This is a genomic window from Pseudomonas sp. Y24-6, from assembly GCF_020295325.1.
Lineage (GTDB): Bacteria > Pseudomonadota > Gammaproteobacteria > Pseudomonadales > Pseudomonadaceae > Aquipseudomonas > Aquipseudomonas gregormendelii.
On the sequence record NZ_JACBXG010000001.1, the window covers coordinates 582,639 to 595,199 of the forward strand.

10 protein-coding genes are annotated in these 12,561 nt (G+C 60.3%); 4 read left to right on the forward strand and 6 right to left on the reverse strand.

What is annotated here, in order from left to right; all coding sequences use genetic code 11:
• The first annotated feature begins 22 nt into the window (after positions 1–22).
• Positions 23–544, forward strand: coding sequence for a cytochrome c (locus HYI44_RS02755; protein ID WP_225568690.1), 522 nt, complete (start codon positions 23–25; stop codon positions 542–544).
• A gap of 1 nt (position 545) precedes the next feature.
• Here the strand turns inward: HYI44_RS02755 and HYI44_RS02760 are convergent, their stop codons facing one another.
• Both HYI44_RS02760 and HYI44_RS02765 read right to left on the reverse strand, forming a co-directional pair.
• Positions 546–1,199 (reverse strand): peroxiredoxin, encoded by a 654-nt coding sequence (locus HYI44_RS02760; RefSeq protein WP_045059024.1) that lies wholly within the window; start codon positions 1,197–1,199, stop codon positions 546–548.
• Between the two features lie 243 nt (positions 1,200–1,442).
• Entirely contained in the window at positions 1,443–1,772 is a 330-nt protein-coding gene (locus HYI44_RS02765; protein ID WP_225568691.1) for a hypothetical protein, read from the reverse strand.
• A 182-nt stretch (positions 1,773–1,954) separates the two neighbouring features.
• On the opposite strand from HYI44_RS02765, the gene potE reads away from it, so the two are divergent.
• From potE to HYI44_RS02780, 3 genes are all read left to right on the forward strand, one after another.
• Positions 1,955–3,364 carry a putrescine-ornithine antiporter gene (gene potE / locus HYI44_RS02770; RefSeq protein WP_225568692.1) on the forward strand — a complete coding sequence of 470 codons (1,410 nt, stop codon included), beginning with the start codon at positions 1,955–1,957 and terminating at the stop codon, positions 3,362–3,364.
• Positions 3,361–5,646 (forward strand): Orn/Lys/Arg decarboxylase N-terminal domain-containing protein, encoded by a 2,286-nt coding sequence (locus HYI44_RS02775; RefSeq protein ID WP_122838494.1) that lies wholly within the window; start codon positions 3,361–3,363, stop codon positions 5,644–5,646. Before potE ends, HYI44_RS02775 begins: the two co-directional genes overlap by 4 nt.
• A gap of 219 nt (positions 5,647–5,865) precedes the next feature.
• Positions 5,866–6,267: a hypothetical protein gene (locus HYI44_RS02780; RefSeq protein WP_045059020.1), complete on the forward strand. Its 402-nt coding sequence runs from the start codon at positions 5,866–5,868 to the stop codon at positions 6,265–6,267.
• A 60-nt stretch (positions 6,268–6,327) separates the two neighbouring features.
• On the opposite strand, the gene ligD is transcribed toward HYI44_RS02780, so the two are convergent.
• From ligD to HYI44_RS02800, 4 genes are all read right to left on the reverse strand, one after another.
• Positions 6,328–8,955, reverse strand: coding sequence for a DNA ligase D (ligD, locus tag HYI44_RS02785; RefSeq protein ID WP_225568693.1), 2,628 nt, complete (start codon positions 8,953–8,955; stop codon positions 6,328–6,330).
• Positions 8,956–8,958: 3 nt separating this feature from the next.
• Positions 8,959–9,951 (reverse strand): methyltransferase, encoded by a 993-nt coding sequence (locus tag HYI44_RS02790; RefSeq protein ID WP_225568694.1) that lies wholly within the window; start codon positions 9,949–9,951, stop codon positions 8,959–8,961.
• 10 nt (positions 9,952–9,961) lie between these two features.
• Positions 9,962–11,347, reverse strand: coding sequence for an iron-containing redox enzyme family protein (locus tag HYI44_RS02795; protein WP_225568695.1), 1,386 nt, complete (start codon positions 11,345–11,347; stop codon positions 9,962–9,964).
• Positions 11,348–11,585: 238 nt separating this feature from the next.
• Positions 11,586–12,311, reverse strand: coding sequence for a tellurite resistance TerB family protein (locus HYI44_RS02800; RefSeq protein WP_225568696.1), 726 nt, complete (start codon positions 12,309–12,311; stop codon positions 11,586–11,588).
• Positions 12,312–12,561: the final 250 nt, after the last annotated feature.

Below are 12,561 nucleotides of genomic sequence, written 5' to 3' on the forward strand. Positions count from 1 at the left end.
CTTTTTCGCAGAGGTGTTGTTAATGCACAGGTTGCTCATCTTCGGTCTGGTCTGCGCCATGACCGCCCCGCTCGTTCATGCGCGGGCCATCCCCAACCCGGCGCAGCGCCATGCACCGGGTAATGAAGCACCACAAAAACCCATCGCCGACGCGGGCTACAGCGTTGGCGTGAACTACCAGCTGCAATGCGCCGGGTGTCACCTGGGCAATGGCATGGGCTCCCCGGCCAACGACACGCCACGCATGACCGGGTTCGTCGGCAATTTTCTCAAGGTGCCGGGCGGGCGCGAGTTTCTCGTGCGAGTGCCGGGCATGTCACAGTCGGCGCTGAACAACGCGCAACTGGCCGACTTGCTCAACTGGCTGTTGCGCGAAGATGGCATGGCCGGCACTAGCATGCCGGCCAACTATCAACCGTACAGCACCGAGGAAGTCACCCGGCTGCGGGCAGCCACCATGCTCAATTTTCCCGGCACCCGCGCCGAGCTGATCAAGGCGATGCGGGCACAAGGCATCGCGATTGAAGACGGGATGGGCAACTGAGCTATTTCGGTTGCGCCACTGTGCGCAAATAGGGTTTTACCGTTTTAAAACCGTCCGGGTACTTCTTCTTCGCGTCCTCATCGGAAACCGAAGTCGGGATGATCACGTCCTCGCCCGGGCGCCAGTTCACCGGAGTGGCCACGGTGTGTTTGGCATTGAGCTGGATGGCATCGAGCAGTCGCAGCACTTCATCGAAGTTGCGCCCGGCGCTCATTGGGTAGATCAGCATGGCCTTGATCTTCTTGTCCGGGCCGATGATGAACACCGAGCGCACGGTGGCGTTGTCCACGGCCGTGCGCGCGCCGCCACTGGCATTGGGGTGGATCATGTCGTAGAGCTTGGCCACCACCAGGTTCTCGTCGCCAATCATGGGGTAATTGACCGCGTGGCCCTGGGTTTCCTCGATGTCCTTGGCCCAGCTTTGATGGTTGCCCACCGGGTCAACGCTGAGCCCGACGATCTTGGTGTTGCGCTTGTCGAACTCGGGCTTGAGCCCGGCCATGTAGCCAAGTTCAGTGGTGCACACCGGGGTGAAGTCCTTGGGGTGGGAAAACAGGATGGCCCACTGATCGCCAATCCATTCATGGAAATGCAGCGTGCCCTCGGTGCTCTCGACGGTGAAATCCGGTGCTTCGTCGCCAATACGAATGGTCATGTGCGTTCTCCTCGAGGTGAAGGGTTGGGAAACTGCTGGACGGGTCAGTATAGGAGACGGTTGAGGATAGGGGTCCGGGAATGGAGAACCCGTAGAGTCCGATGTGCTGCACAAATGCCCTGCACAACCCTGACCGTGTAGGAGCTGCCGAGTGAAACGAGGCTGCGATCTTTTGATTTTCCAGGATCAAAAGATCGCAGCCTGCGGCAGCGCCTACGGGGAACGCATGGAATTCCAGAGTGTTTACCGACGTGCCAGCTTGTACCGCACACAATCCTCATAAAAGCCCTGGCGGATTGCCGCCGGCTTGATCCGCGAGGGGCTGTCGTAGATCTGTTCGGTGATGCCCATAGCCATCATGCGCATCCACGGCTTGGTGAATTTGTAGGTCTGCAGCTTCTGCCGCGCTGCGTACAGCGACACTCCCGCCAGCTTCAACTCCTGGGCTTTAGCGGCCGTCCCCGCGCCCCAGCTGCACATGTAACGATCATTCGTCTTCAGTTCCCTGGCTTCGGCCATCGTCGCCACACTGGCCAGCCCGCACGACATTAACGCGATCATCACACTGCGCATGTAGATTCGATCCTAACAATCTGAAATTAAATTGATTCTGATCAAATCCCACAGTGTTCGGGGCCAGTAAAATGCCTTACCGCTACATGAGAATAATTCTTGATAAAGGCAAGACATTTCTTGCAACATCCATTTTGTTAGCTATAGCTAATACTCCCAATGTTCTAAAGTGAGGCAACGGAATGTCAGTCGCAAAGAAAATGACGGTAGGGCAACTGACAATGTTGACAGCCGTCAACATGTTGGGGTCCGGCATCATATTGTTGCCAACCAAACTCGCCGAAGTCGGCGGAATTTCTATCCTCTCCTGGCTGATAACAGCCACCGGTTCCCTGGCACTGGCTTACGCCTTCGCGCGCTGTGGGATGCTTAGCCGCAAAACGGGCGGTATGGGCGGCTACGCTGAATACACCTTCGGCAAGCCCGGCAACTACCTGACCAACTACACCTACGGCGTCTCGCTGTTGATTGCCAACGTGGCGATCAGCATTACGGCGGTCGGCTATATACAGACGCTGTTCGACGTCAAACTGGATTCGCTGCAAGTAGGCCTGGCGACCATTGCGTTGCTGTGGATCACCACGTTCGCCAACTTCGGCGGCGCACGGATCACCGGCAAAATCGGTTCGGTCACTGTCTGGGGCGTGATCGCACCTGTGGTACTGGTGTCCACGATCGGCTGGTTCTGGTTCGACAGCAGCGTCTACGCGGCGGGATGGAACCCGCACAACATGGGCTATCTGGAAGCAGCGGGGGCTTCGGTGGCGATCACGTTGTGGGCTTTCCTGGGCCTGGAGTCGGCGTGTGCCAACACCGACGCCGTGGAAAACCCGGAGAAAAACGTCCCGATCGCGGTTCTGGGCGGCACGCTTGGGGCGGCGGTGATCTACATCGTCTCGACCAACGTCATCGCCGGCATCGTCGACAACCCGGAACTCGCCTCCTCCACCGCACCTTTCGGGCTGGTGTTTGCCAAGATGTTCACCCCGATGATTGGTGACATCGTGATGGGGACCATGATCCTCGCTTGCATCGGCTCTTTGCTGGGCTGGCAGTTCACCATTGCCCAGGTGTTCAAAAGCTCGGCTGACACCGGCTACTTCCTGCCGATCTTCGCCAAGGCCACCAAGACCGGCACGCCGATCGTGGGCATGTTGATCCTGCTGGCGCTGCAGACAGCGATCGGTCTATTGACCATCAGCCCCGACCTGAGCAAGCAGTTCGACATCCTCGTCAACCTGGCGGTGGTCACCAACCTGGTGCCGTACATCCTGTCCATGGCGGCCTTGATGACGATCCAGAAGGTTTCCAACGTACCCGCAGGCAAGGCACTGGCCACCAACATCATTGCCTGGATTGCCACGGCCTACAGCTATCTGGCGTTGTACAGCTCCGGCGAGCAGGCACTCATGCTCGGCGGCGTTGCGACGATCTTCGGCTACACCCTGTTCAGCTTCGTCAACAACCGCCTCATCGCGCTCGAAGCGCACAACAATAGCGTGCCGACACAGACGGTCAGCGCCCAGCACATTACGGGCGAACCGGTGCCGGTGAATCATTTGAAAGCTGTACCTGTGGAGGTTAGATCATGACGGAATATAAGCACTCACTGGGAATGCTCACGCTGGTCGTGGGCGCTCCCCCGGACAAACGCACCGTCTTCGGTCGTGCCCTGGATCAACTGATCCATGACGTGGAACAACGCTCCATCAGCGTGCTGATGTCGGAAAGCCTGAGCGACGCGACGTCGATCCTGCGTTCGGACTCGGCCATCCAGTGCGTATTGCTCAGCTGGGAGATGGACGAGAGTGAAGGCCATCAGGAATGCATCAAGCTGCTGACCACCCTGCGCGAACGCAACACTCGGGTGCCGGTATTCCTGATCAGCGACCGCAGTACCGCCTCGAGCATTCCGCTGGTGGTGATGCAGCACGCCGATGACTTCATCTGGCTACCGGAAGACACCAGTCGTTTCCTCAGCGGCCGCATCATGGCGGCCATCGAGCGCTACCGTCAGGCTGCGCTGCCGCCGATGTTCGGTGCACTCGTCAAGTTCTCCCGATCCTATGAATACTCGTGGCACACCCCAGGCCATGCCGGTGGCACCGCCTTCCTGAAAAGCACTGCGGGACGCGCTTTCTACGAGTTCTTCGGGGAGAACCTGCTGCGCTCCGACCTGTCGATTTCGGTCGGTGAGCTCGGTTCGCTGCTCGATCACAGCGGCCCGATCGGCCAGGGCGAGCGCTACGCCGCCAAAGTCTTCGGTGCCCACCGCACCTATTACGTGACCAACGGCTCCTCGATGTCCAACCGCGTCATTCTGATGGCGAGCGTCACCCGCGATCAGATTGCCCTGTGCGACCGCAATTGCCACAAGTCGGCTGAACACGCGATGACACTGTCGGGGGCCATTCCGACCTACCTGGTGCCGACCCGCAACCGCTACGGCATCATTGGCCCCATCCTCCCGCAGACGTTGAGCGCCGAGGGCGTCAAGGCGGCAATTGCCAACAACCCACTGGTCAAGGAAGGCATCGATCCGACGCCCGTCCACGCCATCGTCACCAACTCTACCTACGATGGCCTGACCTACAACGTCACCCGAGTCGAGAAATTGCTGGGGGAAAGCGTCGATCGTCTGCATTTCGACGAGGCCTGGTACGGCTATGCGCGGTTCAACCCGCTGTACCGCGAACGCTTCGCCATGCATGGCGCCCCTGAGGATCACGACGAATCCCGGCCGACCGTGTTCGCCACCCAATCGACCCACAAACTGCTGGCCGCACTGTCCCAGGCGTCGATGATTCACGTGCGTAACGGCCGTAATCCGATCCCCCATGCACGCTTCAACGAATCGTACATGATGCACGCCTCAACCTCGCCGAACTACGCGATCATGGCCTCATGCGACGTCAGCTCGGCGATGATGGAAGCGCCCAGCGGGCAAATCCTCACCACTGAATCCATCGAAGAAGCGATCAGCTTCCGCCAGGTCATCTCGCGCATGCACCATGAGATGGCGAGCGATGACCAGTGGTTCTTCACCTGCTGGCAGCCTCCGACCGTGCAAGTCGGCGCAGCGGCGGTGCCGTTCCACGAAGTCGACCCGGTACTGCTCAAAAGCGAGCCGAACTGCTGGGTCCTGCACCCGAACGAGGTGTGGCACGGCTTTGGCGACATCGAAGACGGCTACTGCATGCTCGACCCGATCAAGGTGTCGGTGCTGAGCCCGGGCATGGGCGACGATGGCAATTTGCTGGAATCCGGTATTCCCGCATGCGTGCTGACGGCGTACCTCGGTCGCCAGGGCATCGTGGTGGAAAAAACCACTGACTTCACCATCCTGTTCCTGTTCTCCATCGGTATCACCAAAGGCAAATGGGGCACGCTGGTCAACGCCCTGCTCGACTTCAAGCGTGACTACGACGAGAACGTGGAGCTCGAACTGTGCCTGCCGGACTTGTTGGCCGCGAACCAGCAGCGCTATGCCGGCATGGGCCTGAAGAACCTGGCCGACGAGATTTTCGCCGCCATGAAAGAGAACAAGACCACTTCCACCATGGCCCAGGCCTTCGGCATGCTGCCGCAAGCCGAGTTCAGCCCGGTGGAAGCCTACGAGAAGCTGGTGAGGAACGAAGTCGAACTGGTGACCCTGGAAGAAGCTGCCGGCCGCATTGTCGCAACCGGGATCGTGCCTTATCCACCGGGTATTCCGCTGCTGATGCCGGGCGAGAACGCAGGACCTGCGGATGGGCCATTGCTGGCATATCTGAAGGCGCTGGAGAACTTCGACAAGTCCTTCCCGGGCTTCACCCATGATACGCACGGTATTGAAACCGAGGACGGCGTATCACGGTTGTTGGTGTTGAAGTGAGGTAAGCCTCTGGGGGGTGAGAGGTGTGCTCGGTGTCGTGGTGGGTCAGGCAATGACTGTATTGCCCGACACACCGCTATCGCGGGCGAGCCCCGCTCCCACAGGTTTTGTGGGGCCCCACAAGGGGCCTCGTCGGGCGCGGGATTTGTGCGCGGCATTGTTTCGGTGTGGGGTTGAAGGTAGTTTCGGCAGCCGATTGGGCTGCTATGATTGACCACCATGACCAACATGCCCGCGTTCCGCCAACCCTGCCCTCCCGGCGCCTGCGATTGCGGGCGCGATCCGCTGTTGGAAACCCCGGGCGCAGACGTGCGCATCCTGCTGCTGACCCGTGCGGAAGAAAAACGTCTGCTCGAGCGTCTGGAGAACCTGCAGAGCCTTGGTGACCTGGAGCGCTTGCAGCGACGCATGCACGAACAACTGGGTATCCGCGTTGACATTGCGCCAGGCTTCAACGAAGTCCGGACCATGCGCGGCATCGCCATTTCGATCGCCGAACTGCCCGGCTTGTGCCGCAAGACCCGTGCATCGATCCCGGCGGCCATTCGGCGCGGGTTGGAGAAGCATCCTGAAGTGGCTTATGAATTGCTCAATGCCAATGACCTGCTCAGAGATGCCTGAAACGCAGATCAAGGGCAATTCCAGCAAACTCTGAAGCCCGCAATTAACCCCTAGTGGGGCCTATTTTTTCATTCCAACACGACGGCGCATATCGGCGGTGATGGTCTGGCGGGTTTTTTTCAGGTCTGCCCAGGGCTCATGGCCGACCTCGGCAAGGCGTTCATGCACGTTGTGCACATTCCATTGATTACCGCCCTTCAGCTCTTCTACCTCCTCCCTGAAAATCGGCACCGACACCGGCAGCCCTTCACGGGTGCGCACCGCATAGGAGCAGATCGTCGTGGCGCCGAGGCCGTTGCGCAGGTAGTCGATGAATATCCGACCGACGCGGTTTTTCGGTCCGGAGACCGCAGAAAAGCGTTCGGGCAGCAGTTTCGCCATGTGGCTGACAATCGCGTGACTGAATTCTTTCACCTCATCCCAGCCAAGTTTGCGGGTCAGCGGCACCACCACATGAATACCTTTGCCACCACTGGTCTTGAGGAAAGCCTTAAGCCCCAGTTCATCCAGCACCGACAGGGTCAGCTGAGTCGCCTCGACCATGCTTTTCCAAGGCAGCGCCGGGTCGGGGTCGAGGTCGAGGATGAATCGGTCAGGCTTGTCCAGCTTGTCGGACGTGGCATTCCAGGTATGCAGTTCCACCGTGCTCATCTGCACGGCACCGATCAGCGCTTCGGCGTTGTTGATCATCATCACCGGCTGCCCGGTAATGTCCTTGTCGAGGGTAGTGATGCCCGGGATCGCGAGGCGCTCGGCGTTTTTCTGGAAGAACAGCTCGCCGGCGATGCCATCCGGAGCACGCACCAGGGCGACCGGGCGACCCTTCAGTTCGGGCAGGATGAATTCGGCGACTCGGGCGTAATACTCAGCCAGTTGCATCTTGGTGGTGCCACTGCTGGCATCGATCACCCGGTCCGGATGCGTAATACGTACCTTGCCTGCAGCAAGCCCCGCCTGGGATGGTGCCGGGCTGGCTTGTTCTGCGGCGGCTTTTTTGCCGGCAGGCTTTTTGGCTGAAGGTTTCCTGGTAGCAGATTTCTCGGCAGCAGGCGCCGATGCAGCGCTTTTTTTCACCACGGCTGGGCGCTCCTCAGTGATGTCTTTGGCCGGCTTGTCGTCACGCAAGCCATGGAACACCGCGTGGCGCACAGAGCCGTCCTTGGTCATTTCGGCAAAGGCGATTTCCGCCAGCAACACCGGCTTGAGCCAGTGCACACCCTTGGCATCGAACCCCGAGGGCGGGTTAGCCACCGAGGCTTTCTTCGCCTTCAACGGCAGCAGCTGCGCGTAGATGCTCTTCAGTGTCGTTTCGTTGAACCCGGTGCCCACCTTGCCGGCATAGCGCAATTTGCCGCTGTCGCGATCATGCAAGCCCAACAACAAAGCGCCGAAGGCACTGCGCGAGCCCTTTGGATCGGTGTAACCCACCACCACGAATTCCTGCCGATGCTTGCACTTGAGCTTGATCCAGTCACCACTGCGCCGCGACACATAAGGCGAGCCCAGGCGCTTGCCGATCAGGCCTTCCATCTGCATCTGGCAAGCGCTGGTGAGCAGGGCATCCGGCGCTTCGCCGAATGAGTCGGAAAACCGCAGCAAGGGATCTTCGTGAGTTCTGAGGACCGTCGCCAGTGCCACCCGACGTTCTTCCACCGGCACTTCACGCAGGTCGACGCCGTTGAGGTATGGCATGTCGAAAAGGTAGTAAAGGATGTTGCCACTGCTGCCCTCTTCGAAGGCATTTTGCAGGGCCTGGAAATCTGGAACTCCCTGCTCGTTGGCTACCACCATCTCACCGTCGAGCCAGGCCGACTCGAGGTCCAGGTCGGTCAGCGCCTTGGCTTGCGCCGGCAGTTTGTGTGTCCAGTCATGGCCGTTGCGAGTGAAGAGCTTGACCTGGCCATGGTCGATACGCGCCATGATTCGATAGCCGTCGAACTTGATCTCATAGCTCCATTCGCCATCCGGGGCTTTTTCGACCAAGGTTGCCAGTTCCGGCTTGATCAGCTCCGGGAGCTTGGCCTTGTGAGCGCCGGTCAGCTTGGCCGACTGGCCTTCAGGGGCGACCTTGGATGCGGGCTTTTTGACGGGCTTGGGTTTGGCGGCGGTCTTGGCCTTTTTCGGCAGGATGGTGCGGTCGCTGAGCACGCTGTCGGGCGCGGCGACGACCACGTCGTAATCGCTCTCGGGCTTGGCCGCGCTGTCCTGATGCTTGATCAGGAACCACTGCTCCTGTTTACCCGGCATGTGCGTGCGCACCAGGTTCCACAGCCCGCTGAGCTTCTCGCCCTGCAGTTCGAACTTGAGCTTGCCCTTGGCGTAGGCTTGGGCCGGATCCTCCTGGGGTATCCACACCCCGCGATCCCAGACGATCACATCACCGGCCCCGTAATACCCCTCGGGAATACTGCCCTCGAAGGTCGCGTAATCGATCGGGTGATCCTCGACATGCACCGCCAGGCGCTTGACCTTGGGATCCAGGGACGGCCCCTTGGGAACCGCCCAGCTCTTCAGGGCTCCGTCGAGCTCCAGGCGGAAATCATAGTGCAGGCGCGAAGCGTCATGCTTCTGGATGCAGAACTGCAAGGCGTGGTTTTTGGCCTTTTTCTTACCTGGTCGTTTCGCCGCCGGCTCGGAAGTCGCGGAAAAGTCGCGCATGCGGTTGTAATCGTCGAGGTTCCGGGTCATGGCTCACTCCCCTGATGCCGTTGCAACGCTGCCCCCGATGCCGGGGCCGATGCGCGTGACGATCAACGCTACCACTGCAATCCGCTCGACCCGCTGATAACCCGGAGTCAAGAGTTCCTCGCCAAACACATCGGGATCGATCTCGCGGTAAGTCCACGCGAACAGTGGCGAGGCCAGGCGCGGTGACAAGGCCTCAAGGAATGGATCACGCCCCTCGACCATGGCCACCCCCGTGTACAGTACCAGCGAGCCCCCGGCTGCCAGGCGATTGAGCGCCTGTTCGACGATGCGCACCGACAACTGCTCGCCGAACTCACCACCGCCATGGCGGTAGGCGCGCTCACCGGGGTCGGCCATGTACGGCGGATTGGCGACTATGAGATCAAACTGGCCGTCGACGTCCTGCAGCACGTCGCTGATCTCCACTGTGATATTGGCCACCTCGGCCAGGGCGGCATTGACCGTGGTCAGGCGCAATGCCGCCGGGTTGATATCGACCGCCAGCACTTGCGCTTCACGGCGCGCCCGGGCAATCACGATTGCACCGACGCCAGCGCCGCAACCAATATCCACGGCACGGCGAATCGGCGCAAAGCTCTGCTGCAGGTGGCTGTGGATCAGCTGCGCAAAGCGATAACTGTCCGGCCCAAAAAATACCGAATCAGCCGCTTCAGTGGGAAAGCCCGAGTGCGCAAAGAGCAAATCGTCGAGGCTCGACCAGCGCACGCGACTTTTCAGCCGCCCGTGGCTGTCCTGCAGGACCCCAGCCTGCTGCAGCTGGCGCTGTTCATCGGCAGGCAGCAGCCCGGACTCGAATGTCCGCGACCAGCCGTAGACGTCTCGCAGGTTTTTTGCCGGGCGTGTGGCGTCGCGGTCGAGTACCCGCTGGTGGGTCAGCGGCGTGGGCGTGACAAAACGATAGCCGTCCGCCTGCAAGCGTCTTCCCAGCTGTAATAGAGCCAGTTCGTCGGCGTCCAGTCGTTCTTCCTGATTCATGTGCAGCTCCCTAGCGCAGGCTGGATTTGAGTTCGATGTAGTGCCGCGTGGCGAGCAATCCCGCCGGGTGCGAGTGACGATGGGCTGACAGCCACGGGATCAACACGGACATCTGTGCATGGGGATCCAGCCCCGCGAGGGAAGCTTGCAGCGTCTGCACGTCAGGGTCACTGATCGGCAGCTCGGGAACCCGGGCGGCACTGACTACACGCCGATGTGCCGGCCTGGCCCGCTCGGGCGCCCAGTCTCCAGCGATCCAGTCATGCAGCAATTGTTTCTCATAAGGGCTGAACACACCGAACATCGCCGCACCATCGCCCACAATCATCTGCCAGAACCGGCTGCCCTGCGGATCCTGGTGACGCTTGATCCAGCCCTTGTTTTCCATGGCACTGAGGAAACCGGGCAATTGCTCGGGTGAAGACAACCACTGATTGACCGTCTTGCCCTCGAAACGGCAATAGTCCGAATGCATGTGCTGGCCGAACGGACGCTTGCGTTCGAGCATGCCCAGCAGCTCTTGCTCAAGGTCGAACGACTCAATAATCGCGCGACTGCCCTGCCCCAGATCGTTCAGTCGATAGCCAGCAGCAACCCGACTCAGGAACTCTTCGCGGTCGCCTTCCAGCGGCATCAGCTGCAGCACCGACTGCACGGCTTTTTGCGCGTGGCCGGTGCTGGCGTTATCGATGGTGACATGGAGCGTGAAATAGTAGGGATCTATGCCCAGTTCGCTCAGTTCATAGGCGCTGATCAGCAGGTGCAACGGCAGTTGTTCATAACCGAGGTTGTAGCCGATGACTTCAGGCATGAAGTCATCGCTGCACTCGCCCAGCGCCAGCTGAATCGCGCCTTGCAGGTATCGCTCGTCGGGCAGCGCGCAGGCGTCATCCAGGCCATGTTCGGCCAGGAGCTTGCGATAGATCACAACGTGATTCTGCGCCGGATTGCCGTCGCCCAATTCTTCCAAGTAGGTGCAGATCAGCCCGTCGAACCGCGGGTCACGCCAGTGGCTCAACAAGCCATATAACCATGCGCCGTCCACCAGTTTGGTCGGTCCGACAGCCTGCAGGAAGAACAGCGCATGGGCCTTGTTGCTGAAAAACTGACGTGGGCCGCCATCCTTGCGTTGTTGCAGATAATCGGCGTACTGGCGCGCTACCTGCGCGCAGTGCTGTTCCACAAACCCTGGCAAGGCAGACAGGTCCCGGGGCATCTCCTCAGGCAGGTCTTGGGCCTGTTGAAGTTGCTCGACCAGGAACATCCGCGCCAGGGATTTGCGCTGCGCGTCATCGACGTTGAGCAGCAGTTGGGCATAGGTATTTTTCAGGCTACCGGCGGCCGGGATCGACTCTGCGTGGGCAGGCCGGGATTCAAGTCTTGTCAGGGCAGTCATGGGCGCATCTCTCGGTCTATGGCCAGTGGCAGGACGCTGAATCAACACGTCTCTACTGCAGCAGAGCGATGAGCCTGGGAGAAAATTCAATCGAGGTTAAAAATGGCCGGACAGACGGCCAGGGCCTGGAGTAAACAAGCCCCCTGTAGGAGCGAGCTTGCTCGCGATGGGGCCGGCCAGATAGACCGCTGCCTCGTGATCGCCAGCAAACCCTGCTCATTCGGGTTTGCGTGATGGCTTATGCAGTGCCCTTGGCCTGCTGTTCCAGATGCACTTGCAGCTGTGGATCTATGCTCAATGCGGCTGCCAGTTCGTCGAGATACGCGCGCTCGGCATCCTGCTGGTCGTCCACCAGCATCACGCTGGCCAGGTACATTTCGGCAGCAATGCCAGGGTCCGTGGCCGACTGTGCCACGTCGGCAGCATCCAGAGGCCGGGATACTTCGTTGTCCAGCCATAATTGCAGTTGCGGGTCGTCGGTGTGCCGGCCGATTTCTGTACTGATCATCTCGTGCTCGGCAGGGTCGATCCGGCCATCGGCCTTGGCCGCTGCGATCAGCGCGCGCAAGATAGCGTGGCTGTGTTCCTCGACTTCCGGTCCGGCCAGCAGGTTCACGGTCTGTGGCGCTTGCTGCGAGGCAGATGACGCCTGATTGCGCTGCCAGGCCTGATAAGCCTGGAAGGCCATCATGCCGAGCGAGGCCAGGGCCGCGTAATTCATGGCACCACTGCGTCCGGATCGGTTCTGGCTCGCGCCGCCCAGGGACGAACCACCGCCAAGCAGGCCACCGAGCAACCCGCCCAAGCCACTGCCGCCCAAGCTGGAACCGGCGCGACCGCCACCCAACAGGCCACCCAGCAACCCGCCAAGATCACCGCCGATGCCGCCCTTGGGGGAAGCGGCACCCGTTTGCTGCGAGGCTTGGCCACGGAGCAGTTGTTCGAGCAGATCGCTGGTGTTCATGACGTCGTCCTTATTAAGGGATGTATTTCGGTCAGGAAACGATAGTCCTTGCGGGCCAATCTGCCACCACCGTCTGGCTGCCTACATCAGGGCAACAGCGGCGTGGATTTAGCCGATGTATTTTCCCGCGACGCAGCTAAGATTTACTGACGGTGAACCTTATTCGCGGATTTTCGGTCGATACCTGCAACCCGAACCGGTTTGCCGCCGCCCTCACTCTCGAGGGTGATGACTGGCTTGCTTCACTTTT